We start from the raw sequence: 22,322 nt of genomic DNA on the forward strand, positions 1-22,322 counted from the left end.
ACGTCGTTATGGAGAACAGCCCCGATCCTGCTCCGCCCCTTCTGGAGGTGCGCGGGATCAGCAAGAGCTTCGGCGCTGTGCGTGCGTTGCAGGAGGTCGACTTCACGCTTCGCGCCGGCGAGATCCATGCGCTGCTCGGCGAGAACGGCGCCGGCAAGTCCACGCTGATCAAGGTCGTCACCGGCGTATTCCCGCGCGACGCCGGCATCGTCAGGCTCGGTGGCGAGGAGGTCGCGCCGCGCTCGGCCAAGGCCGCGCTTCAGGCCGGCATCGCCACGGTCTACCAGGAGGTCAATCTGCTGCCGAATCTCTCGGTGGCGCAGAACCTGTTTCTCGACCGTCAGCCGATGCGCTTCGGCATCGTGCGCGACGGCGAGATGCGCCGCCGCGCCAAAGCGCTGCTCGCGGAGTTCGGCCTCGACATCGACGTATCAGCGCCGCTCGGCAGCTATTCCGTCGCCGTGCAGCATGTCACCGCGATTGCGCGCGCCGTGGATCTGTCCGCGCGCGTGCTGATCCTGGACGAGCCGACCGCGAGTCTCGACCGTCACGAGGTCGAGATCCTCTTCGGCATCATGCGCCAGCTGGCGAAACGGGGCATCGGCATCGTCTTCGTCAGTCATTTTCTCGATCAGGTCTACGAGATCTCCGACCGCATCACCGTCTTGCGCAACGGCCGCCTGGTCGGTGAGCGCGAGACCGCCTCGCTGCCGCGGATCGAGCTGATCCGCATGATGCTCGGCCGCGAACTGGCCGAGACCACCGGCGCGCGGGCGGCGACACGCGAGCATCAGGCGCGCGAGATCTGCGCGAGCTTCGAGAATTACGGCAAATCCGGCTATGTCGCGCCGTTCAATCTCGAGCTGCGCCATGGCGAGGTCGTCGGCCTCGCCGGCCTGCTCGGCTCGGGCCGCACCGAGACGGCGCGGCTGGTGTTCGGCGCCGAGCGCGCCGATCGCGGGCAGGCGAAGGTTGAAGGCGCGCCCGTGCGGCTGCACTCGCCGCGCGACGGCGTGCGCCACGGCTTTGGCTATTGCCCGGAGGAACGCAAGACCGACGGCATCGTCGCCGAGCTCAGCGTGCGCGAGAACATCGTGCTGGCGCTCCAGGCCAAACGCGGGCTGCATCGGCCGCTGTCGCGCCGCGAGCAGGACGAGATCGCGCGCCGCTACGTCAGGATGCTGGACATCCGTCCGTCCGATCCGGAGCGCCCGGTGGGCCTGCTCTCCGGCGGCAATCAGCAAAAAGTGCTGCTGGCGCGCTGGCTCGCGACCTCGCCGCGGCTGCTGGTGCTGGACGAGCCGACCCGCGGCATCGACGTCGGCGCGCATGCCGAGATCATCCGCCTGATCCGCGAGCTCTGCGACGAAGGGCTCTCTCTGCTCGTGATCTCCTCGGAGCTGGACGAGATCGTGACCTATTCGGATCGGGTCGTGGTGCTGCGCGACCGCGCCCATATCGAGCAGCTCGCGGGCGAGGCGATCGACGTCGGCAACATTCTCGCGGCCATCGCGGCCGACGGCGCCGCCACAGCGCATGAGGGGCGGGCATGATAGCGCTGTTGCCGCGCCGCGGCCTTGCCCAGATCCTCGCACTGATCGTCATCCTCGCGGTCGACCGCGTGGTGTCGCCGCAATTCTTCGACCTGCGCCTCCAGGACGGCCGTCTGTTCGGCAGCCTGATCGACGTGCTCAACCGCGGCACGCCGGTGGCGCTGCTCTCGCTCGGCATGGTGCTGGTGATCGCGACGCGCGGCATCGACCTCTCGGTCGGCGCAATCATGGCGATCTCGGGCGCGATTGCGGCGAGCCTCGCTGACAGCCACGGGCTTCCGATCGTGCTGGCGGCCGCGCTCGGTGCCGGCCTCGTCTGCGGATTGTGGAACGGCTTTCTCGTCGCGGTGCTCGGCATGCAGCCGATCGTGGCGACGCTAATCCTGATGGTGGCGGGGCGGGGCATCGCCCAGCTCATCACCGAGGGACGTATCGTGACGTTTTCCTCGCCCGACCTGGTCTGGCTCGGCAATGGTGCCATCCTCGGCCTGCCGGTGCCTGTCGCGATCGCCTTGGGCATGCTGATCCTCACCGGCGCGGTGGTGCGCGGCTCGGCGCTCGGGCTCCTGATCGAGGCGACCGGCGGCAATGCGCGGGCGAGCGAGCTTGCCGGCGTCGGCACCCGCGCGATGATTCTTTCGGTCTATGTCTGGTGCGGCGTCTGCGCCGCGCTGGCCGGCGTGATTGCGGCCGCCGACATCATGGGCGCGGATGCCAACAATGCCGGCCTCTGGCTCGAGCTCGACGCGATCCTGGCCGTGGTGATCGGCGGCACCTCGCTGTTCGGCGGCCGCTTCAGCCTCGTTCTGGCCGTACTCGGCGCGCTGATCATCCAGACCATGAACACCGGGATCCTGCTGTCCGGCTATCCGCCGGAGTTCAATCTGCTGGTCAAGGCGGTGGTCGTGCTCGCGGTTCTGCTGCTGCAATCGCCGAAATTCTCGGGGCTTGCCGGTATCGCGGCGCGGCTGCGGAGGGCGAAAGCATGAAAGGCCTGCCGCCCGTCCTGATCACGGCCATCGTGCTCGTCGCGGGCTTCGCGCTCTGCGCCATGCAATTCCCCAACATCGCCTCCACCCGCGTGGTCGGCAATCTCCTCACCGACAACGCCTTTCTCGGCATCGTCGCGACCGGCATGACCTTCGTCATCATCTCCGGCGGCATCGATCTGTCGGTCGGCTCGGTGATCGGCTTCACCACCGTCTTCGTCGCGCTCGCGATCGAGCGCTGGGGCGTGCCGCCGCTGGTCGCCTTCGTCGCCATCCTCGCGCTCTCGGCGGCGTTCGGTACGGCGATGGGCGCGGTCATCCATGTCTTCGATCTGCCGCCTTTCATCGTGACGCTGGCGGGGATGTTCCTGGCCCGCGGCGCGAGCTTCCTGCTCTCGACGGAGTCGGTCCCGATCACCGCGCCGGTCTATTCCACCGTGTCGGACTTCGCCCTGCGTATGCCCGGCGGCGGGCGGCTGACCGCGATTGCGATCATCATGCTCGTGATCGTGATCGGGGGCGCCTTGCTGCTGCATCTCACGAGGTTCGGCGCCAATGTCTATGCGCTCGGCGGCAGCCGGAGCACCGCAAGCCTGATGGGCGTTGCGGTCGGCAAGATGACGGTGAAGATCTACATGCTGTCGAGCCTGCTTGCAGGCATCGCCGGCATCGTCTTCTCCTTCTACACCAGCGCCGGCTACTCGCTGTCCGCCGTCGGCGTCGAGCTCGACACCATCGCCGCCGTCGTGATCGGCGGCACGCTGCTCACGGGCGGGCAGGGCTCGGTGATCGGCACCTTCCTCGGCGTGCTGATCCAGGGCCTGATCCAGACCTACATCAATTTCGACGGCACGCTGTCGAGCTGGTGGACCAAGATCGCGACCGGCGTGCTACTGTTCGCCTTCATCGCCTTGCAGCAGGGGCTGGTCGCGCTCGCGCGCCGGCCCGCGGCCAAGAGTGCGGGAGCTGCCACATGACCTCGCGCATTGTCGTCATCCCGACGCGCCGGGCCCACTCCAATCACGCGGAGGTGGCCCGCTCGATCGGCGTCGACATCATCGCCGGCCGTTACGCGGAGGGGACACGCCTGCCTGGCGATGCCGAGATGATCGCGATGTTCGGCGTGTCGCGGCCGGTGCTGCGGGAGAGCGTGAAGACGCTGGTGGCCAAGGGCCTGCTCACCACCAAGGCCCGGGTCGGCACCGTCGTGCGCGAGCGTGCGGCCTGGAACATGTTCGATGCCGACGTCCTGGCCTGGCATCTCGACGCCGGCATCGACAAGCGCTTCCTCAACGACCTCGCCGAGATCCGTCTGGCGGTCGAGCCGCGCGCGGCCGAGCTCGCAGCGAAGCAGCGGTCCGAGGAGGACGTCGCCGAGCTCCGGCGCAGCATGGAGCGCATGCGGCGTGAAGCCTCCGACTCGGTGGGCTTTGCCGATGCCGACCTCGCGCTTCACGTTGCCGTGGCGCGGGCCTCCGGCAATCTGTTCATGCGCTCGATCGGGCATGTCATCGAAGCCGCCTTGCGCGCCTCGTTCCTGCTCAGCGCCCCGGTCGAGCCGGAGGACCGCGACGCCGTGCTGCTCTGGCATCAGAAGATCGTCGACGCGATCGCGGCCGGCGATGCCGAGGCGGCATCGGAGGCCATGGTCTTTGTCATTCACAACGGCATGAGCCGCCACGAGGACACGGTGATCGAGACCGCCCCGGCCGAGGTGCTGCCGTCAGCCGATACTGGAGAATAAGCGTGACCGACCTTCGCATTGCCATCGTCGGATTCGGCAAGATCGCGCGCGACCAGCATGTCGGTGCGATCGCGGCGGTACCGGGCGCGACTCTCGCGGCTGTTGCCAGTCGCAATGCTTCGCTGCCGGAGCTGCCGCATTTTGCCACCATCGAAGAGCTGCTGGAGAAGGGCCCGGCGATCGACGCGGTCTCGCTCTGCACGCCGCCGCAGGTGCGGCGCGCCCAGGCCGCCACGGCGCTCGCCGCCGGCAAGCACGTCATGCTGGAGAAGCCGCCTGGCACCGGCGTTGCCGAGCTCGATCCGCTGATCGCGATGGCGGCCGATGCCAGGCGCACGCTGTTTGCGACCTGGCATTCGCGTTATGCGCCGGCGGTCGAGCCGGCCCGCGAATGGCTGGCGACACGCCGGATCAAGTCCGTGCACATCAACTGGAAGGAAGACGTCCGCGTCTGGCATCCCGGCCAGGCCTGGATCTGGGAGCCGGGCGGGCTCGGCGTGTTCGATCCCGGCATAAATGCGCTGTCGATCCTGACCCGCATCCTGCCCAAGCCGGTGTTCGTCACCGCGGCCGAGCTTGCCTTTCCGGCCAACTGCCAGGCCCCGATTGCCGCGAACCTGACGCTGACCGATATCGGCGGCCTGCCGGTCACCGCCGAATTCGACTTCCGCCAGACCGGGCCGCAGAGCTGGGATATCCTCGTGGAAACCGATCAGGGCCGGATGAATTTGTCCGGCGGCGGGCGTCGGATGGCTGTCGACGGCAAGGCCATTGCCGAGGCGCCCGATCAGGAATATCGCGAGCTGTACCGGCGCTTTGTCGAACTCGCGGCGACCGGCGCAAGCGATGTCGATCTGGCGCCGTTGCGTCTCGTTGCCGACTCTTTCCTGCTCGGCAGGCGCACGATCGTCGAACCGTTTGTGGACTGAATATGGCTGGCTCAAAAATAACAAAAGACGTCTTCGGAACGCTGCCGGACGGCCGCAATGTCGAGCGCATCGTGCTGCGCGGCGAGGGCGGCTTTGAAGCCCGTATCATCACCCATGGCGCGGTGATCCAGGCGCTGATCGCGCCGGACGCCAAGGGCGGCTACGACGATGTCGTGCTCGGCCACGACGCCTTCGCCGGCTATCTCGCCGAACGAAAATTCCTGGGCGCAACCGTCGGCCGCTACGCCAACCGTATTGCCAGGGGACAGTTCTCGCTCGATGGCGAGACGGTGCAGCTTCCCGTCAACAATGGCCCGAATGCGCTGCATGGCGGCCTCGACGGGTTCGACCGCAAGCTCTGGGCGATCGCCGGGATCGAAGAGGGCGCCGAGCCCGCGGTGACGCTCACCTATACGAGCCCGCACGGCGAGGAGAATTATCCGGGCCGGCTCGATGTGCGCCTGACCTATCGCGTCACCGGCCCCGCCGAGCTGTCGCTGATGATGGAGGCGCGGACGGACCGGCCGACCATCGTCAATTTGACCAACCACAGCTTCTTCAATCTCGAAGGCGCGACATCAGGCACGTCCATTCTCGACCACAGACTGACGGTCGCAGCCGAGCATTTCCTCGCGATCGATCCCACCGCCATTCCGTTGCCGGAGCCGCCGCGCAGCGTTGTCGGCACGCCGTTCGACTTCCGCAACCCGCATGCCGTAGGCGAGCGCATCCGCGAAAACGATCGGCAATTGCAGAGCGGCAGGGGTTACGACCACACCTACTGCCTCGGCCGCGACGGCAAGCTCGCGCTCGCGGCACGGCTGGAGGCGCCGCGTTCGGGACGCATCATGGAGCTGTTCACCAATCAGCCCGGCATCCAGGTCTATTCCGGCAACTATCTCGACGGCACGATCTCGGGCAAGGGCGGCAAGCTGATCCGGCAATCGGACGCCATGTGCCTGGAGCCGCATATCTGGCCTGACGCGCCGAACCGGCCGGATTTTCCGAGCCCGCGTCTCGATCCCGGCGGAATCTACCGGCATCACACCGTCTATCGCTTTGCAGTGAGGGCGCCATGATGGAAGAAGTGCCGACCTCCGTGCTCTCCGCCGAGCAATGTCATCTCGGCGAAGGGCCGACCTATGACGTCACCACCGATACCGCCTGGTGGTTCGATATCCGCGAAGGACGCCTGTTCGAGGCGCATCTCGGCGGCGGGGGCATCCGCGTCCACGCGCTCGGCCGGATGGCGAGCGCGCTCGGACGCATCGATGCCGATCGGCAGTTGATCGTCGCGGAAGACGGCCTCTATATCCGCAGTCTCGCCGACGGCGCGATGACGCTGTTCTGCCCGCTCGAAGCCGACAATCCCACGACGCGCTCCAATGATTGCCGCGTGCACCAGTCCGGCACGTTCTGGATCGGCACCATGGGCAAGAAGGCCGAGCCGAAGGCGGGCGCGATCTACGCGCTCCATCGCGGCAAGATCTCGACGCTGTTTCCCGGCATCAGCATTCCCAACTCGATCTGCTTCTCGCCGGATGGCGCGACCGGCTATTTCACCGACACCCCGCGCGCCATGCTCTACGCCGTCCCGCTCAATCCCGCGACCGGATTGCCGCGCGGCGAGCCGGAGGTGCTGCTCCGCCACACCGGCATCGGCGGCCTCGACGGCTCGGTGTGCGACGCCGACGGGCAGATCTGGAATGCGTGCTGGGGCGCGAGCCGGATCGACGTCTACTCTCCGCAGGGCGAGCGCCTGCGCTCGCTGAGTGTGCCGGCCAGGCAGGCGAGCTGCCCGGCCTTCGTCGGCCCTGACCTGTCGCGTCTCCTCGTCACCTCGGCCTGGCAGGATATGGACGCGGCGGCACGCGCTGCCGATCCGCAAGCCGGCTGCACGTTTTTATTGGAGGCATCCGCGCGCGGTCGCGCGGAGCCCGACGTCAAGCTCGCATAGGAGGCTCGGAGCCGCACACGACGAACGTTCTCGACGACACGAAAAACAGTCTGACACCCAAGGGAGTGAAGCATGCTGAAACTGAAGACGACATTCCTCGCGCTGGCGCTGGCCGGCGCTGCGACGATGGCCGCGGGCGTCACCGCCTCCGCGCAGGACAAGGCGACCGTCGGCATCGCCATGCCGACCAAATCGTCGGCGCGCTGGATCGACGACGGCAACAACATGGTCAAGGTGCTGAAGGAGCGCGGCTATAACACCGACCTGCAATATGCCGAGGACGACATCCCGAACCAGCTCTCGCAGGTCGAGAACATGGTGACCAAGGGCGCGAAGGCGCTGGTGATCGCCGCGATCGACGGCACCACGCTGTCCGACGTGCTCAAGCAGGCGAAAGCAAAAGGCATCACGGTGATTGCCTATGACCGCCTGATCCGCGGCACGCCGAACGTCGACTACTACGCGACCTTCGACAATTTCCAGGTCGGCGTGCTCCAGGCGGAGTCGCTCGTGCAGGGTCTCGGCCTGAAGGACGGCAAGGGTCCGTTCAACATCGAGCTGTTCGGCGGCTCGCCCGACGACAACAACGCCTACTTCTTCTACAACGGCGCGATGAGCGTGCTGAAGCCCTACATCGACAGCGGCAAGCTCGTCGTCGTGTCTGGCCAGATGGGCATGGACAAGGTCGCGACCCTGCGCTGGGACGGCGCCACCGCGCAGGCCCGCATGGACAACCTGCTCAGCGCCTACTACGGCAACAAGAAGGTCAACGCCGTGCTGTCGCCCTATGACGGCCTCTCGATCGGCATCATCTCCTCGCTGAAGGGCGTGGGCTATGGCAGCGCCGACCAGCCGATGCCCGTCATCTCGGGCCAGGATGCCGAGGTGCCCTCGATCAAGGCGATGCTGCGCGGCGATCAGTATTCGACCATCTTCAAGGACACCCGCGATCTCGCCAAGGTGACCGCCGACATGGTCGACGCCGCGCTCGCCGGCAAGCAGGTCACGGTCAACGACACCAACACCTATGAGAACGGCGTCAAGAAGGTTCCGTCCTATCTGCTCAAGCCGGTCGTGGTCTACAAGGACAATTGGGAGAAGGTTCTGGTGGACAGCGGCTACTACAAGAAATCGCAGTTCCAGTAGACGTTCTTGTTCCGTCATTCCGGGGCGATGCGTAGCATCGAACCCGGAATCTCGAGGTTCCGGGTTCGCCCTTCGGGCGCCCCGGAACGACCGCGATTTAGGACACCAAAGCCATGACCGCCATGCTGGAGATGCGCAACGTCAGCAAGAGCTTTGCCGGCGTCCAGGCGCTGCGCGACGTCAATTTCTCGGTTCACGCCGGGCAGATCCACGCGCTTGTCGGCGAGAACGGTGCCGGCAAGTCCACGCTGATGAAGGTTTTGAGCGGCGTCTATCCCCACGGCAGCTACGAAGGCACCATCATCTTCGAGGGCGAGGAGCGCCGCTTCCGCGACATCAACGATTCCGAGGCGCTCGGCATCATCATCATCCACCAGGAGCTGGCGTTGATCCCGTTGATGTCGATCGCCGAAAACATCTTCCTGTCGCATCCGCCGTCGAAATTCGGCGTGATCGACCGCGACGAGGTGTACCGGCGCACCCGCGAGCTGCTGGCGCAGGTCGGCCTGAGGGAATCGCCGGATACGCTGATCACCGACCTCGGCGTCGGCAAGCAGCAGCTGGTCGAGATCGCCAAGGCGCTGTCCAAGCGGGTGCGGATGCTGATCCTGGACGAGCCGACCGCGAGCCTCAACGAAGCCGATAGTGCCGCATTGCTCGAACGCCTGATGGCGTTCCGCGAGCAGGGCATCGGCTCGATCCTGATCTCGCACAAGCTCAACGAGGTGGCCAAGGTCGCCGACCACATCACCGTGCTGCGCGACGGCCGCACCGTCGACAGCATCGACTGCCGTGCCGAGCCGATCCAGGAAGACCGCATCATCCGCAGCATGGTCAACCGCGATCTCGCCCATCGCTTCCCCGAGCGCAGCGTGAAGATCGGCGAGCCCGTGCTCGCCATCGAGAACTGGTCGGTCTATCACCCCATTCATCCCGAGCGGCAGGTCATCAAGAACGTCAATTTCGGCGTCAAGCGCGGCGAGGTCGTCGGCATCGCCGGGCTGATGGGCGCCGGCCGCACCGAATTCGCCATGAGCCTGTTCGGCCGCTCCTGGGGCACCAATATCAGCGGCTCGATCCGGCTCGAAGGCAGGGAGATCGTGCTGCCGAGCGTCGCCGCCGCGATCGACGCCGGCCTTGCCTATGTCACCGAGGACCGCAAGCAGCTCGGGCTGATCCTCGCCGACGACGTCCGCAAGAACATCACGCTCGCCAGCCTCGACCAGGTCGCGCCGGGGAGGGTGATCGACGACATCGCCGAGCTGAAGGTTGCCAGCGACTACAGGAACCGCATGCGCATCCGCTGCTCGGACGTCTACCAGGAGACCGGCCAGCTCTCCGGCGGCAACCAGCAGAAGGTGGTGCTGTCGAAATGGCTGATGACCGACCCCAAAGTGCTGATCCTGGACGAGCCGACAAGGGGCATCGACGTCGGTGCCAAATACGAGATTTACTGTATCATCAACGAGCTTGCGGAGGCCGGCCGCGGCGTCGTGGTCATCTCCTCGGAGATGCCCGAGCTGCTTGGCATCTGCGACCGCATCTGCGTGATGAACGACGGCGCTTTCGTCGGCGAGTTCTCCGGCACGGAAGCGACGCAGGAGAAGATCATGCGCGCCATCATGCGCAACCAGAGAAGCAACGGAAACGGCGTGCCTGAGGCCGCGGAGATGGGAGGATTGCAGCCATGACCGACAAGACGGTTTCGCTGCCCGAGGAGCGCCGGCACGGCAGCTTCATCAAGAATAATTTGCGCAATTACGGCATGCTGATGTCGCTGATCGCGATCATGCTGTTCTTCCAGGTCATGACCGGCGGCACGCTGCTCCAGCCGCTCAATTTGACCAACCTGGTGCTCCAGAACAGCTACATCGTCATCATGGCGCTCGGCATGCTGCTGGTGATCGTCACCGGCCATATCGACCTCTCGGTCGGTTCGGTCGCGGGCTTCGTCGGCGCGGTGGCCGCCGTGCTGATGGTGACGTACAAGGTCGACTACACGCTGGCCTTCATCGCCTGCCTGCTGCTGGGCGCCGCGATCGGCGCGGCGCAGGGCTATTGGGTGGCCTATTTCAAGATCCCGTCCTTCATCGTGACGCTGGCCGGCATGCTCGTGTTCAAGGGTCTTGCGCTTGCGGTGTTGCAGGGCCAGTCGCTCGGGCCGTTCCCGGCGACCTTCCAGAAACTGTCCTCGGGCTTCATTCCGGAGATACTGCCCGAGGCCGGCACGCTGCATCCGACCTCCATGCTGATCGGCGCCGTGCTCGCGCTCGGCCTCGTCTATGTCAGCGCCAAGGGCCGGTCGCGCGAGCAGTCGCACGGCATCGAGGTCGAGCCTTATGCCTTCTTTCTCGGCAAGAGCATTTTGCTGGCCTGCGCCGTGCTCTACTTCACCTATCTGATCGCCTCGCATCGTGGCCTGCCCAACGTGCTGGTGATCATGGGCGCGCTGATCGCGCTCTACGGCTTCGTCACCCGTCGCACCGTGATCGGGCGGCAGATCTACGCGGTCGGCGGCAATGCCAAGGCGGCAAGCCTGTCGGGCATCAAGACCGAGCGGCTGACCTTCCTCACCTTCGTCAACATGGGCGTGCTGGCCGCGCTCGCCGGCCTCGTCTTCGCCGCGCGCCTCAACACCGCAACGCCGAAGGCGGGCTTGGGCTTCGAGCTCGACGTCATCGCTGCCTGCTTCATCGGCGGCGCCTCGGCCTATGGCGGCGTGGGCCGCGTCGGCGGCGCCGTGGTCGGCGCCATGATCATGGGCGTGATGAACAACGGCATGTCCATCCTCGGCATCGGCATCGACTATCAGCAGGTCATCAAGGGCCTGGTGCTGCTGGGAGCGGTGTGCATCGACGTGTATAATCAGCGGCGGTGAGTGGACTGTTGTAGGGTCGGCAAAGGCGCGTAAGCGCCGTGCCTACCACCCTTCCACGATCGCGCGAGAAGTGGTGGGCACGCGTCCACCCTACGGCAGCCGCTACTGCGTGGTGAACAGCACCGCCGCGATGGCGACGGAGAGGCTGACCGCGGAGACGGTCGCCACGGTTGACAGTACCCCCATGCGCCTGAGCGCGATGGCGAACGCGATGATGATGGGGGTCGCGGTCATCAGCCCGATTTGTGCGTCGCTCATATCGTTGCTCGCCGCTCCCTGAAATCCTGAGGTGGTTCCTACCGTGATCCGGGCGGGTGGACGTTGCGTCGGCGCAAACAAGCCGGCGCAATCCACCAGTTTGTCCGCCGACAAACTCGGATCGGGGCGGGTCAGCTAAGTCTGTCCGGTGTCCTGATCCGGAAGGCAGATGTCGGCAACCGATTGCGAACAACAGGGAACCGGCTGGGGCATCCTCGAGGATCTCCCCGGCGATCCCATGATCTGGGTGCTGATCTTCAGCGAGCTGGCCGCGTTCGGCCTGTTCCTCGGCGCCTTCATCGTCGCCCGCGCCATTCATCCCGCGATGTTCGCGGCCGGACAGGCCACGCTCGATGCGCATCTCGCCGGGCTCAACACAATCGTCCTGGTGACCAGCGGCTGGGCCGCGGCCCGCGGCACGGCTGCCGCACGGGCACGACGCAAGCAGGCCGCGCGCGGCTGGCTGTTCGGTGCCATGGCCCTTGGCGGCGTCTTCATCGCGATCAAGCTGCTCGAATATGCCGGCGAGATCGCGCAGGGAAACGGGCTGGAGACCAGCCCGTTCTTCACGCTGTACTTCCTTCTCACCGGCTTTCATCTCCTGCATGTCGGCCTCGGCATCGTGATCCTGGCCGTGGTTTCCCGGAGGGCAGAGGTGATCGGCGTCGAGACGGGGGCCGCCTTCTGGCACATGGTCGACCTGCTCTGGATCGTCATGTTTCCGATCCTGTATCTGGTGCGCTGATGATGCCGGATCGTCTCGACCTCACATGGATCGTGCTGATCGGCCTCGCGCTCGCGACCGTCCTGGTGCCATCCCTTGTGACGCGTCCGCTGCTCGGCAACGCCCTGCTGCTGGCCTTCGCCGCGCTCAAGGGGCGCCGGATCGTGCTCGATTTCCTCGATCTCCGCGCCGCGCCGGCGCTCTGGCGCGGCCTCGTGAGCGCCTGGGTCGTCATCGTCGTGCTGTTTGCCTGGTCCGTGTCGGCCGTCGTCGCCCTGATCTGACGCGCTCATTGCGCCCTGACAAAGAACCGGCCGCGCGAAGCGGCAATAAATCGCAGCATCGGACCTCGACAGGAATCAACCGGAAAGGATTGGCAATGGCTGAACGCCTGACCAAGTCGGCCGCTCGAAACGTCTTCTACGGCGGCTCGGCTTTTTTCTTCGCCATCTTCATAGGGCTGACGGCGCACAGCCATTACTACATGGCCACGACCTCGACCGACGCTTCGACGCTGACGTCGTCGGTCGCCCGCGGCAAGCATGTCTGGGAGAAGAACTCCTGCATCAACTGCCACACCTTGCTCGGTGAGGGCGCCTATTTCGCCCCCGAGGTCGGCAACGTCTGGGATCGCTGGGGCGGCAAGGAAGATCCGGCCGCTGCGCGCGAGACGCTGAAGGCCTGGATGCAGTCGCAGCCGTCGGGCGCCGAGGGCCGGCGGCAGATGCCGCAGTTCAACCTGACCGACCAGGAGCTCAACGATCTTGCCGACTTCCTGCAATGGGTGAGCACGATCAAGCGCCAGGACTGGCCGCCGAACAAGGCCGGTTGAGCGCCGCTAATCCTCTTTCAAGACAGAGAGAACCGAGATGAAATATCAGACCCAGAAAGTCGCGATGCTGTATTTCTACGGCGCGCTGACGCTGTTCCTGGCCCAGGTCCTGTTCGGCCTGCTCGCCGGAACCATCTACGTCCTGCCCAACACCCTGTCGACCCTCCTGCCGTTCAACATCGTCAGGATGATCCATACCAACGCGCTGATCGTATGGTCGCTGATCGGCTTCATGGGTGCGACCTACTTCCTGCTCCCGGAGGAGACCGAGACCGAGCTGTACAGCCCGCTGCTGGCGAAGATCCAGTTCTGGATGTTCTTCGGCGCGGCCGGCGTCGCCGTGGTCGGCTATCTCTTCCACTACCACGAGGGCCGCGAATTCCTCGAGCAACCCTTCATCATCAAGGTCGGCATCGTCGTGGTCTGCCTGATGTTCCTGTTCAACGTGACCATGACGGCGCTCAAGGGCCGCAAGACCACGGTGACCAACATCCTGCTGTTCGGCCTGTGGGGCGTTGCGATCTTCTTCCTGTTCGCGTTCTACAATCCGGCGAACCTCGCCGTCGACAAGATGTACTGGTGGTACGTCGTCCATCTCTGGGTCGAAGGCGTCTGGGAGCTGATCATGGCCTCCGTGCTCGCCTACCTGATGATCAAGCTCAACGGCATCGACCGCGAGGTGGTCGAGAAGTGGCTCTACGTCATCATCGGCCTTGCCCTGTTCTCGGGCATCCTCGGCACCGGCCATCACTTCTACTGGATCGGCGCGCCCGGCTACTGGCAGTGGATCGGCTCGCTGTTCTCGACGCTCGAGGTCGCGCCGTTCTTCACCATGGTGATCTTCACCGTGCAGATGACCTGGAAGGCCGGCCGCAAGCATCCGAACCGCGCCGCGCTGCTGTGGTCGGTCGGCTGCTCGGTGATGGCGTTCCTCGGTGCCGGCGTCTGGGGCTTCCTGCACACGCTGTCCTCGGTGAACTACTACACCCACGGCACCCAGGTCACCGCCGCGCACGGCCATCTCGCCTTCTTCGGCGCCTATGTGATGCTGAACCTGTCGGTGATGGCCTATGCGATCCCGCAGCTGAAGGGACGCGCGCCATACAACCAGTGGCTCAGCATGACGAGCTTCTGGATCATGTGCACGGCCATGATGACCATGACCTTTGCGCTGACCTTCGCCGGCGTGGTCCAGGTCCACCTCCAGCGCGTGCTCGGCCAGAGCTACATGGACGTGCAGGACCAGCTCGCGATGTTCTACTGGGTCCGGCTCGGTTCCGGCGTGTTCGTCGCGATCTCCGCGCTGATGTTCGTCTGGGCGGTGCTGGTGCCGGGCCGCGAGAAGCAGGCGACCGTGCCCGCCGCGCTGCAGCCGGCTGAGTAAACGCAAATGGCGGCCGCGGTTCGCCGCGGCCGCCTGCTTCCTGGAAAGTCCGGAGAGACATCATGAAACCTGCCCTTCACACGGTGACCTCGGCGCCCGCGTTGCCGGCCTATGTCGCAACCGGCAATGAATGCGCGCTGTTCGAGCACGCCTGGCGTCATCAGCTTCCGGTCCTGCTCAAGGGGCCGACCGGTTGCGGCAAGACGCGCTTCGTCGCGCATATGGCGGCACGGCTCGGACTGCCGCTCCACACCGTGGCCTGCCACGACGATCTCACCGCCGCCGATCTCACCGGCCGCTATCTATTGAAGGGCGGCGACACCGTATGGACCGACGGTCCGCTGACGCGCGCGGTGCGCGAGGGCGGCATCTGCTATCTCGACGAGGTGGTGGAAGCGCGCAAGGACGTCACCGTGGTGCTGCATCCGCTCACCGACGATCGCCGCATCCTGCCGCTGGAGCGCACCGGCGAGGAGCTGGCGGCACCGAAGAGCTTCATGCTCGTCGTGTCCTACAATCCCGGTTACCAGACGCTGCTCAAGGCACTGAAGCCCTCGACGCGGCAGCGCTTCGTCGCCATCGAGTTCGGCTTCTTAGCCCCAGAGCAGGAGGTCGCGGTGGTGTCCGCCGAGAGCGGGCTGCCGCCGGATCGCGTGCGGCCGCTGGTTGCGCTGGCCGGGCGGCTGCGCGCACTTAGGGGGCACGATCTGGAGGAGGGCGTCTCGACGCGCCTCGTCGTCTATTGCGCGACCCTGATCGCCGCGGGCACGCCGATCGCCGACGCCGTGCTGGCCGGCATGATCGAGCCCTTGACCGACGATTCCGACGTCAAGGCCGCGCTGCTCGACGTCGCGCGCGCCGTGATCGGGTGAGGACGGGCCCATGCTCGACTTCCTCGAACTGGAGGAAACGGTCGGCCGTGCCTGGCACCGGATGGTCGGCGGCACCGCGAGCTATCCGGTTCACGCCGATCACGCGGTGTCGCTCACCGAGGTGAGGGACCGGATCGCGGTGATGTTCCGCGCGCTCGGCGGCGAGGCCGGCGTGCAGATCGCAAGCGCCGGCGCCCGCAAGTCCGGGCACCGGCTCGGCTGGCGGCAACGCATCGGCCTCGGCGACGAGCGTCTCGAGCAGCCGGGCCGCGACGCCGCAACCATCTTCCTGCCCGATCGCATCGCGATCTTTCCCGACCGCGAGCTCAACGCATGCCTCTATCGCTGGCTCGCGGCATGGTTCGCGGTCGCGCCGATCGAGACGATTGTGGAGGCCGATCCGCTTAGGCGCGATCTGCTGGTGCTGCGCCGCGCCGCCGAAACGGCGGTCTTTGTGCTCACGCAGTTTCCCGGGCTCGTCGCCGATTACGCGCAGCTTGCCGCGGCAACCGCCGCGGCCCGGCCGCGGCGTCCGTTACCGCGCATCGAGCAGGAGATCGAGCAGATCGTTCTCGCCCTGCTCGGAGCGGGACCTGCGCCCGCGGGCAAATTATGGCCGGCGATGATGGGAACGGAGCCGCTGCCGGACAAGGCGCCGCCGGGCTATCATTCGAACCTGCCGTGCCCGCTCTGGGGCGATTGCTGGACGCGCGAGCTGTCGCCCGCGCATGCCGGCGAGGACGAGTGCGCTGATGGCGCGGAGCCCGCAGCCCAGGACAATCGCAAGCGTTTCGCCGTCCGCGAGCGCGAGGACGGCGCCAATCGCAGCGATCCCTTCGTGCTCAACCGCTTCGAAAAGATCCTCGCGATGGCCGAAATGGTCAATGTCGATCGCCCGGCCGACGACAGCGATGACGAAGACGCACAGAAGGCGGCCGACGATCTCGAGGAGATCACGCTCAGCCGCCGCAGCGGCAAGCCGGCGAGCCGCTTCAAATTCGATCTCGACCTGCCGCCGGAAGCCCTCGACGCCTCGCGCCTGAACGCGGATTTGACCTATCCCGAATGGGATTATCGCAGCAGCTCCTATCTGTCCGATCATTGCCGCGTGCTCGCCGGCGCGGCCTCCGAGCGAGGTGAGAGCTGGACGCCGGACGAGACCATGCGCCGCCACATCCGCCAGGTGCGCCGCCGCTTCGAGATCCTGCGGCCGCGCCACGAATTGATGCGTGCGCAGGCCGACGGACACGATCTCGATCTTGATGCGCTCGTGCGCGCGCGGTGCGATCTTCGCGCCGGCGGCAATGGCGCGGGTCTTGATCGCGTCCACATGGCAATGCGGCCGCAGGGGCACGATCTCGCCGTCACGCTGCTCGCGGACGTCTCACTCTCGACGGATGCCTGGGTTGACGGCTACCGCGTGCTCGACGTCGAGAAGGAGGCGTTGCTCGTGCTCGCACACGGGCTGTCGGCCTGCGGCGACCACCACAGCATCCTGACCTTCACCTCGCGCCGGCGGTCCTGGGTGCGGCTCGAAACGATCAAGGCGTTCGGCGAGCCGATGAGCGGACTGGTCGAGCGCCGGATCGGCGCGCTCAAGCCCGGTTATTATACGCGGATCGGCGCCGCAGTGCGCCACGCCTCGGCCGAGCTGGCGCGCCAGCCGCAGCGCAAGAAGCTGCTGCTCGTCCTCACCGACGGCAAGCCGAACGACGTCGATCACTACGAGGGGCGCTTTGCGGTCGAGGACACCAGGAAGTCCGTGCAGGAAGCGCGCCGGCTCGGCATCGCCGTCTTCGGCGTGACGGTCGACGCGACCGCGCAATCCTATTTTCCAACGCTGTTCGGGCGCGGCGGCTATGCGATCGTCGGCAACATCAAGCGATTGCCTGCGGCGCTGCCGGCGATCTACCGGCAGGTGGCGCATTGAGGCGGGAACGCCGCGGCACCGCGTTCTTGCCTGAGCTATTGCTCATGCGGTGAGTATATGATCGAATGTCCGAATGGACCAAGGCCGGCCAAAACCCGATCTCATCATCTTCGATTGTGACGGCGTGCTCGTCGATAGCGAGCTCTTGAGCTGCCGGTGCTTGTCGGAGGTGCTGGCCGAATTCGGCCTCGCGCTCAGCGAGGAGCAGGCGCTCGAGCTGTTTCTCGGGCGCAGCACCAGGGCGATCGAGCAGCACTACCGTGATCTCGGGCAGGTCGTGCCGGATGGCTTCCTGCCGCGATTGAAGTCGCGTGTGCTGGAGACGTTCTCTGCTTCGCTCGAGCCGATCCCCGGGGTAGGGGCGGTGATCTCCGGGCTCGCCGCGCCGTTCTGCGTGGCCTCGTCCAGCGACATCGACCGTGTCTCGCTCTCGCTCGATGTCACCGGCCTTCGGGCGCATTTCGGCGCGCGGCTCTACACAGCGCAGATGGTCAGGCACGGCAAGCCGGCGCCGGATCTCTTTCTTCACGCGGCGGCGCAGATGGGCGCGGAGCCCGCGCGCACGCTGGTGATCGAGGACAGCGTCAGCGGTGTGCAGGCCGGCAGGGCGGCCGGCATGACCGTATGGGGATTTGTCGGCGGCAGCCATTATCGCGCCCGCGACGGCCGGGCTATATTGTCCGCCGCCGGGGCCGATCGGGTCTTCGCGCGCATGAGCGATTTCTGGGAGATGTGAGCCCGCATGGCCGCCGAGAACGACAAGTCGAGACTCGACGACGCCGCGCGGGCCGGCTGGCTCTATTTCATTGCCGGCCACACCCAGGACGAGATCGCAAAAATGCTCCAGGTCTCGCGCGCCTCGGCGCAGCGGCTGGTCTCGCTCTGCCTTGCCGAGCGGCTGATCACCTTCCGGCTCGAACATCCCATCGCCGCCTGCATGGAATTGGCGGCGCGTCTGAAGGAGCGGTTCGATCTCGTCCATTGCGAGGTGGTGCCAGAAGATCCCGCCGCGCCGCAGGCGACCGCCGGCATTGCCGAGCGCTGCGCCAACCTGCTCGATTCCACGCTGCGCTCCGAAACGCCCGTCATCGTCGCGCTCGGCACCGGGCGGGCGGTGCGCGCCGCGGTCGAGCGCGTCACGCCGATCGACCGGCCCAATCACCAGATCGTTTCGCTGGTCGGCAACATCTCCGCCGACGGTTCGGCGAGCTTCTACGACACCGTCGGGCGGCTCGCCGACCGCACCGGGGCGCGGCACTACCCGATGCCGCTGCCGTTCCTCATGTCGTCGGAGGACGAGCGCAACAGGATGGTGCGCATCGAGCCGATCGCCAAGGTGAAGGCGGTCGCGGCCAAGGCGGATCTGCGCCTCGTCGGCATCGGTCAGATGGACCAGAAGGCGCAGGTCCATATCGACGGCTTCGTCACCCGCGACGAACTGTTCGAGATGATGCGGCAGGGGGCGATCGGCGAGATCACCGGCTGGGCCTATGACGCCAAGGGCCGCCTGCTCAAGGCCGGCACCAACAAGCGCCTCACCAGCATTCCGCCGGAAGTTCCGGCGAAGACCACGACCATTGGCGCCGCGGTCGGCGCCGCCAAGGTCCCGGCGATCGCGGCGGCCTTGAGCGGAGGGCTGATCAACGGCCTGATCACCGACGAGGCGACGGCAAGGGCGATCCTGGAGCGCTGAGGCGAGCCAGCACGTCAGCATCCTTGCGAGGCGGAAGGTCTTTCCCCGCACAACACTGTCATCATCCGCGGAGGCGGATGATCCAGTACGCCGCGGCCTCACTTGGGGCAAACCAACAGACAGCACGGCGTACTGGATGCCCCGCCTGCGCGGGGCATGACAGGGGAGGGTGCGCAACAGCCCGCCCTCCCGCATCGCAGCACTCATAAGTTGCCGAAACACCCGCGCGCCTGCTTGACAAGCGGTATCCCTCATCCGAACATACGCCCAACGCGTGGGCATATGCTCAAAACGCGAGTTTGAGGGAGGTCACCGTGAAACACGTCCTCGGCGCCGTCTGCGGCGCGTCCGTCCTGCTGGCCATCCCCGCGATGGCCGAAACCACCCTGACGATCGCCACCGTCAACAACGGCGACATGATCCGCATGCAGGGGCTGACCGGTGAATTCACCAAGAAGAACCCCGATATCACTGTGAAATGGGTGACGCTGGAGGAGAACGTGCTGCGCCAGCGCGTCACCACCGACATCGCCACCAAGGGCGGTCAGTTCGACGTGCTCACCATCGGCACCTATGAGGTGCCGATCTGGGCCAAGAAGGGCTGGCTGGTGCCGCTCGCCAATCTCGGTGCCGATTACGACGTCGCCGACCTGCTGCCCAGGATCAAGGACGCGGTCTCCACCGACGGCAAGCTCTATGCCGCGCCGTTCTACGGCGAGAGCTCGATGGTGATGTACCGCACCGACCTGTTCGACAAGGCCGGCCTGAAGATGCCGGAGAAGCCGACCTGGGATTTCGTGATCGACGCCGCCAAGAAGCTGACCGACAAGAACGCGGGCGTCTATGGCATCTGCCTGCGCGGCAAAGCCGGCTGGGGCGAGAACATGGCGTTCCTCTCCGCGATGGCCAATTCCTACGGTGCGCGCTGGTTCGACGAGAAGTGGGTGCCGCAGTTCAATACGCCGGAATGGAAGACGACGCTCACGACCTATGTGAACCTGATGAAGGACGCCGGCCCTCCCGGCGCGAGCTCCAACGGCTTCAACGAGAACCTGGCACTGTTCAACGCCGGCAAATGCGCGATGTGGATCGACGCGACGGTGGCGGCGTCCTTCGTCACCAATCCCAAGGACTCCAAGGTCGCCGACAAGGTCGGCTTTGCGCTCGCGCCCAACACCGGGCTCGGCAAGAACGCCAACTGGCTGTGGGCCTGGAATCTGGCGATCCCCGCCGGCTCGAAGAAGGCGGAAGCGGCCGAAAAGTTCATCGCCTGGGCAACGAGCAAGGACTACACGAAACTTGTGGCCTCGAAGGAGGGCTGGGCGAACGTGCCGCCGGGCACCCGCACCTCGCTCTACCAGAACCCTGAATACCTGAAGGTCGCGCCCTTCGCCAAATTGACGCTGGCCTCGATCGACGCCGCCGATCCGAACAAGCCGACGGTGAAGCCGGTGCCTTACGTGGGCGTGCAATATGCCGCGATCCCCGAGTTCCAGGGCATCGGCACCCAGGTGGGCCAGCAGTTCTCGGCGGCGCTTTCGGGCTCGATGACGGTCGATGCCGCGCTCACCGCGGCGCAATCCGTGACCGAGCGCGAGATGAAGCGCGCCGGTTACATCAAGTGAACCCGAGCTCTCCCTCCTGAGCTCAAACTGGCGGCCATCCTCCAGTCCAGCCCCGGATGGATGGCCGCCTTCTTTCGGCAAGCGGAGAAGTCAGGGATGGCAACCCGGCAGACGCAGTTTCTGGCGCGCGCGCTCCTGACCCCGGCCGTCGGGCTGCTCTTCATCTGGATGATCGTCCCGCTCGCGCTGACGATCTATTTCTCGACGCTGCACTACAGCCTGCTCGATCCCGGCTCGGAAGAGTTTGTCGGGCTGGAAAACTTCCGCTACTTCCTCACCGATCCCGCTTTCCTCGCGTCGCTCCAGAACACGCTGGTGCTGGTCGGCTCGGTGCTGGCCATGACCATTATGCTCGGCATTCCGCTGGCGTTGCTGATGGACCAGCCCGTGATCGGCCGCAACATCGTGCGGTTGATGGTGATCGCGCCGTTCTTCGTGATGCCGACGGTGAGCGCGCTGGTCTGGAAGAACCTGTTGATGCACCCGGTCTCCGGGCTGTTCGCCTGGCTCGCCAAGCTGGTCGGATTGACGCCGATCGACTGGTTCAACGACGTGCCGCTGTTCGCGGTGATCCTGATCGTCGCCTGGCAATGGCTGCCGTTCGCGACGCTCATCCTGCTGACCGCGCTGCAATCGCTCGACGAGGAGCAGAAGGAGGCCGCCGAAATGGATGGCGCGAGCGCCGTCTCGGCCTTCATCTACATCACGCTGCCGCATCTGGCGCGTCCCATCACCGTGGTGATCCTGATCGAGACCATTTTCCTGCTCACGGTGTTCGCCGAGATCTTCGTCACCACCGGCGGCGGGCCGGGCCTGCAGACCACCAACATCGCTTTCCTGATCTACTCGCAGGCACTGATCCAGTTCGACGTCGGCAGCGCCTCCGCCGGCGGCCTCGTCGCGGTGGTGATCGCCAATGTCGTCGCCTTCTTCCTCGTCCGCATCGTCGGCCGCAATTTGGAGGCTTGAAGCATGGCGCGGATGGCAACGACGCAGCGGGTGGTGATCTCGACGATCGGGGCGTGGTTCTTCGGCTTCCTGATCTTCTTCCCGATCCTCTGGATGGTGCTGGCAAGCTTCAAGACCGAGCTCGAGGCCTTCGCCATTCCGCCGTCCTTCCTGTTCTTCCACTGGACCACGGAAAATTACGCGACCGTGCAGGAGCGGAGCGACTATCTGCACCACGCCATGAACTCGGTCATCATCGCCGGCGGCTCGACGCTCATTGCGCTCTTGATCGCCATCCCGGCGGCCTGGTCGATGGCGTTCGCGCCGACCAAGCGCACCAAGGACATCCTGCTCTGGATGCTCTCGACCAAGATGATGCCGCCGGTCGGCGTGCTGGTGCCGATCTACCTGATCTACAAGACCTTCGGCCTGCTCGATTCCCGCATCGGCCTCGTCTTCATCCTGTGCCTCGGCAATCTGCCGATCGTGATCTGGATGCTGTTCACCTATTTCAAGGAGATCCCGCGCGACATCCTCGAAGCCGCGCGCATGGATGGCGCCACCATCGGCCGCGAGCTGGTCTACGTGCTGACGCCGATGGCGATCCCGGGTCTGGCATCGACCCTGCTGCTCAATCTGATTCTGGCCTGGAACGAGGCGTTCTGGACGCTGAACCTGTCGACCTCGAACGCCGCGCCGCTCACCACGTTCATCGCCTCCTATTCGAGCCCGGAAGGGCTGTTCTGGGCAAAGCTGTCGGCGGCCTCGACGCTGGCGATCGCGCCCATTCTCGTCCTCGGTTGGTTCAGCCAGAAGCAGCTCGTGCGCGGGCTGACCTTCGGCGCGGTGAAGTAGAGGGG

The 22,322-nt window shown here is 65.9% G+C and carries 22 protein-coding genes; 21 read left to right on the forward strand and 1 reads right to left on the reverse strand.

What is annotated here, in order from left to right:
* The first annotated feature begins 8 nt into the window (after nt 1-8).
* From WN73_RS30385 to mmsB, 10 genes are all read left to right on the forward strand, one after another.
* A complete protein-coding gene (locus WN73_RS30385; RefSeq protein WP_271555948.1) occupies nt 9-1,553 on the forward strand; it encodes a sugar ABC transporter ATP-binding protein in 1,545 nt (514 codons plus the stop codon).
* The gene (locus WN73_RS30390) at nt 1,550-2,542 is read left to right on the forward strand and encodes an ABC transporter permease (RefSeq protein WP_028172174.1); all 993 of its coding nucleotides are present in this window, start codon (nt 1,550-1,552) and stop codon (nt 2,540-2,542) included. Before WN73_RS30385 ends, WN73_RS30390 begins: the two co-directional genes overlap by 4 nt.
* On the forward strand, nt 2,539-3,519 hold the full coding sequence (gene yjfF / locus WN73_RS30395) for a galactofuranose ABC transporter, permease protein YjfF (RefSeq protein WP_271555950.1): 981 nt from the start codon (nt 2,539-2,541) through the stop codon (nt 3,517-3,519). Before WN73_RS30390 ends, yjfF begins: the two co-directional genes overlap by 4 nt.
* The gene (locus tag WN73_RS30400) at nt 3,516-4,286 is read left to right on the forward strand and encodes a FadR/GntR family transcriptional regulator (protein WP_011085988.1); all 771 of its coding nucleotides are present in this window, start codon (nt 3,516-3,518) and stop codon (nt 4,284-4,286) included. The genes yjfF and WN73_RS30400 overlap by 4 nt, the downstream gene beginning before the upstream one ends.
* A 2-nt stretch (nt 4,287-4,288) precedes the next feature.
* The gene (locus WN73_RS30405; protein ID WP_060911256.1) at nt 4,289-5,215 is read left to right on the forward strand and encodes a Gfo/Idh/MocA family protein; all 927 of its coding nucleotides are present in this window, start codon (nt 4,289-4,291) and stop codon (nt 5,213-5,215) included.
* A 2-nt stretch (nt 5,216-5,217) separates the two neighbouring features.
* The gene (locus WN73_RS30410) at nt 5,218-6,294 is read left to right on the forward strand and encodes an aldose epimerase family protein (protein WP_060911257.1); all 1,077 of its coding nucleotides are present in this window, start codon (nt 5,218-5,220) and stop codon (nt 6,292-6,294) included.
* Nucleotides 6,294-7,172, forward strand: coding sequence for an SMP-30/gluconolactonase/LRE family protein (locus WN73_RS30415; RefSeq protein WP_211433965.1), 879 nt, complete (start codon nt 6,294-6,296; stop codon nt 7,170-7,172). Before WN73_RS30410 ends, WN73_RS30415 begins: the two co-directional genes overlap by 1 nt.
* A 72-nt stretch (nt 7,173-7,244) precedes the next feature.
* The gene (gene chvE, locus WN73_RS30420; protein ID WP_011085992.1) at nt 7,245-8,318 is read left to right on the forward strand and encodes a multiple monosaccharide ABC transporter substrate-binding protein; all 1,074 of its coding nucleotides are present in this window, start codon (nt 7,245-7,247) and stop codon (nt 8,316-8,318) included.
* A 113-nt stretch (nt 8,319-8,431) separates the two neighbouring features.
* Nucleotides 8,432-10,009, forward strand: a complete 1,578-nt coding sequence (mmsA, locus tag WN73_RS30425) for a multiple monosaccharide ABC transporter ATP-binding protein (RefSeq protein WP_038966050.1) — start codon at nt 8,432-8,434, stop codon at nt 10,007-10,009.
* Complete coding sequence (mmsB, locus tag WN73_RS30430; RefSeq protein WP_011085994.1) at nt 10,006-11,196, forward strand: multiple monosaccharide ABC transporter permease; 1,191 nt, start codon at nt 10,006-10,008, stop codon at nt 11,194-11,196. The genes mmsA and mmsB overlap by 4 nt, the downstream gene beginning before the upstream one ends.
* 102 nt (nt 11,197-11,298) lie before the next feature.
* Here mmsB and WN73_RS30435 read toward each other — a convergent pair whose 3' ends face one another.
* Nucleotides 11,299-11,454 (reverse strand): hypothetical protein, encoded by a 156-nt coding sequence (locus WN73_RS30435; RefSeq protein ID WP_091892367.1) that lies wholly within the window; start codon nt 11,452-11,454, stop codon nt 11,299-11,301.
* Between the two features lie 169 nt (nt 11,455-11,623).
* Here WN73_RS30435 and WN73_RS30440 point away from each other — a divergent pair, with 169 nt between their 5' ends.
* The 11 genes from WN73_RS30440 to WN73_RS30490 all read left to right on the forward strand — a co-directional run bounded on the left by WN73_RS30440 (nt 11,624) and on the right by WN73_RS30490 (nt 22,317).
* Nucleotides 11,624-12,199: a cytochrome c oxidase subunit 3 family protein gene (locus tag WN73_RS30440; RefSeq protein ID WP_011085996.1), complete on the forward strand. Its 576-nt coding sequence runs from the start codon at nt 11,624-11,626 to the stop codon at nt 12,197-12,199.
* Between the two features lie 2 nt (nt 12,200-12,201).
* Nucleotides 12,202-12,462: a cytochrome C oxidase subunit IV family protein gene (locus tag WN73_RS30445; RefSeq protein WP_049832431.1), complete on the forward strand. Its 261-nt coding sequence runs from the start codon at nt 12,202-12,204 to the stop codon at nt 12,460-12,462.
* A 95-nt stretch (nt 12,463-12,557) separates the two neighbouring features.
* Nucleotides 12,558-13,010, forward strand: coding sequence for a c-type cytochrome (locus WN73_RS30450; RefSeq protein WP_027546282.1), 453 nt, complete (start codon nt 12,558-12,560; stop codon nt 13,008-13,010).
* 37 nt (nt 13,011-13,047) lie between these two features.
* Nucleotides 13,048-14,394, forward strand: coding sequence for a cbb3-type cytochrome c oxidase subunit I (locus tag WN73_RS30455; protein WP_028172167.1), 1,347 nt, complete (start codon nt 13,048-13,050; stop codon nt 14,392-14,394).
* 62 nt (nt 14,395-14,456) lie between these two features.
* Nucleotides 14,457-15,266 carry a CbbQ/NirQ/NorQ/GpvN family protein gene (locus WN73_RS30460; protein WP_028172166.1) on the forward strand — a complete coding sequence of 270 codons (810 nt, stop codon included), beginning with the start codon at nt 14,457-14,459 and terminating at the stop codon, nt 15,264-15,266.
* A gap of 10 nt (nt 15,267-15,276) precedes the next feature.
* Nucleotides 15,277-17,196: a nitric oxide reductase activation protein NorD gene (locus tag WN73_RS30465; protein ID WP_271555962.1), complete on the forward strand. Its 1,920-nt coding sequence runs from the start codon at nt 15,277-15,279 to the stop codon at nt 17,194-17,196.
* A gap of 73 nt (nt 17,197-17,269) precedes the next feature.
* Nucleotides 17,270-17,932 carry an HAD family hydrolase gene (locus WN73_RS30470; RefSeq protein ID WP_028172164.1) on the forward strand — a complete coding sequence of 221 codons (663 nt, stop codon included), beginning with the start codon at nt 17,270-17,272 and terminating at the stop codon, nt 17,930-17,932.
* Between the two features lie 6 nt (nt 17,933-17,938).
* A complete protein-coding gene (locus tag WN73_RS30475; protein ID WP_011086003.1) occupies nt 17,939-18,889 on the forward strand; it encodes a sugar-binding transcriptional regulator in 951 nt (316 codons plus the stop codon).
* Nucleotides 18,890-19,203: 314 nt separating this feature from the next.
* Nucleotides 19,204-20,514, forward strand: a complete 1,311-nt coding sequence (locus tag WN73_RS30480; RefSeq protein WP_049832420.1) for an ABC transporter substrate-binding protein — start codon at nt 19,204-19,206, stop codon at nt 20,512-20,514.
* Nucleotides 20,515-20,610: 96 nt separating this feature from the next.
* Nucleotides 20,611-21,483, forward strand: a complete 873-nt coding sequence (locus WN73_RS30485) for a carbohydrate ABC transporter permease (RefSeq protein ID WP_271555963.1) — start codon at nt 20,611-20,613, stop codon at nt 21,481-21,483.
* 3 nt (nt 21,484-21,486) lie between these two features.
* Nucleotides 21,487-22,317, forward strand: a complete 831-nt coding sequence (locus tag WN73_RS30490; RefSeq protein WP_038966046.1) for a carbohydrate ABC transporter permease — start codon at nt 21,487-21,489, stop codon at nt 22,315-22,317.
* Nucleotides 22,318-22,322: the final 5 nt, after the last annotated feature.

This window comes from Bradyrhizobium sp. CCBAU 45394 (genome assembly GCF_028128655.1).
In the GTDB taxonomy this organism is placed as follows: domain Bacteria; phylum Pseudomonadota; class Alphaproteobacteria; order Rhizobiales; family Xanthobacteraceae; genus Bradyrhizobium; species Bradyrhizobium diazoefficiens.

Excerpts from the sequence above, each read along its gene's own strand:
- WN73_RS30385 (WP_271555948.1), top strand. The coding sequence starts at position 9 with ATGGAGAACAGCCCCGATCCTGCTCCGCCCCTTCTGGAGGTGCGCGGG.
- WN73_RS30390 (WP_028172174.1), top strand. The coding sequence starts at position 1,550 with ATGATAGCGCTGTTGCCGCGCCGCGGCCTTGCCCAGATCCTCGCACTG.
- yjfF (WP_271555950.1), top strand. The coding sequence starts at position 2,539 with ATGAAAGGCCTGCCGCCCGTCCTGATCACGGCCATCGTGCTCGTCGCG.
- WN73_RS30400 (WP_011085988.1), top strand. The coding sequence starts at position 3,516 with ATGACCTCGCGCATTGTCGTCATCCCGACGCGCCGGGCCCACTCCAAT.
- WN73_RS30410 (WP_060911257.1), top strand. The coding sequence starts at position 5,218 with ATGGCTGGCTCAAAAATAACAAAAGACGTCTTCGGAACGCTGCCGGAC.
- WN73_RS30415 (WP_211433965.1), top strand. The coding sequence starts at position 6,294 with ATGGAAGAAGTGCCGACCTCCGTGCTCTCCGCCGAGCAATGTCATCTC.
- chvE (WP_011085992.1), top strand. The coding sequence starts at position 7,245 with ATGCTGAAACTGAAGACGACATTCCTCGCGCTGGCGCTGGCCGGCGCT.
- mmsA (WP_038966050.1), top strand. The coding sequence starts at position 8,432 with ATGACCGCCATGCTGGAGATGCGCAACGTCAGCAAGAGCTTTGCCGGC.
- mmsB (WP_011085994.1), top strand. The coding sequence starts at position 10,006 with ATGACCGACAAGACGGTTTCGCTGCCCGAGGAGCGCCGGCACGGCAGC.
- WN73_RS30435 (WP_091892367.1), bottom strand. The coding sequence starts at position 11,454 with ATGAGCGACGCACAAATCGGGCTGATGACCGCGACCCCCATCATCATC.
- WN73_RS30440 (WP_011085996.1), top strand. The coding sequence starts at position 11,624 with ATGTCGGCAACCGATTGCGAACAACAGGGAACCGGCTGGGGCATCCTC.
- WN73_RS30445 (WP_049832431.1), top strand. The coding sequence starts at position 12,202 with ATGCCGGATCGTCTCGACCTCACATGGATCGTGCTGATCGGCCTCGCG.
- WN73_RS30450 (WP_027546282.1), top strand. The coding sequence starts at position 12,558 with ATGGCTGAACGCCTGACCAAGTCGGCCGCTCGAAACGTCTTCTACGGC.
- WN73_RS30455 (WP_028172167.1), top strand. The coding sequence starts at position 13,048 with ATGAAATATCAGACCCAGAAAGTCGCGATGCTGTATTTCTACGGCGCG.
- WN73_RS30460 (WP_028172166.1), top strand. The coding sequence starts at position 14,457 with ATGAAACCTGCCCTTCACACGGTGACCTCGGCGCCCGCGTTGCCGGCC.
- WN73_RS30465 (WP_271555962.1), top strand. The coding sequence starts at position 15,277 with ATGCTCGACTTCCTCGAACTGGAGGAAACGGTCGGCCGTGCCTGGCAC.
- WN73_RS30470 (WP_028172164.1), top strand. The coding sequence starts at position 17,270 with ATGGACCAAGGCCGGCCAAAACCCGATCTCATCATCTTCGATTGTGAC.
- WN73_RS30475 (WP_011086003.1), top strand. The coding sequence starts at position 17,939 with ATGGCCGCCGAGAACGACAAGTCGAGACTCGACGACGCCGCGCGGGCC.
- WN73_RS30485 (WP_271555963.1), top strand. The coding sequence starts at position 20,611 with ATGGCAACCCGGCAGACGCAGTTTCTGGCGCGCGCGCTCCTGACCCCG.
- WN73_RS30490 (WP_038966046.1), top strand. The coding sequence starts at position 21,487 with ATGGCGCGGATGGCAACGACGCAGCGGGTGGTGATCTCGACGATCGGG.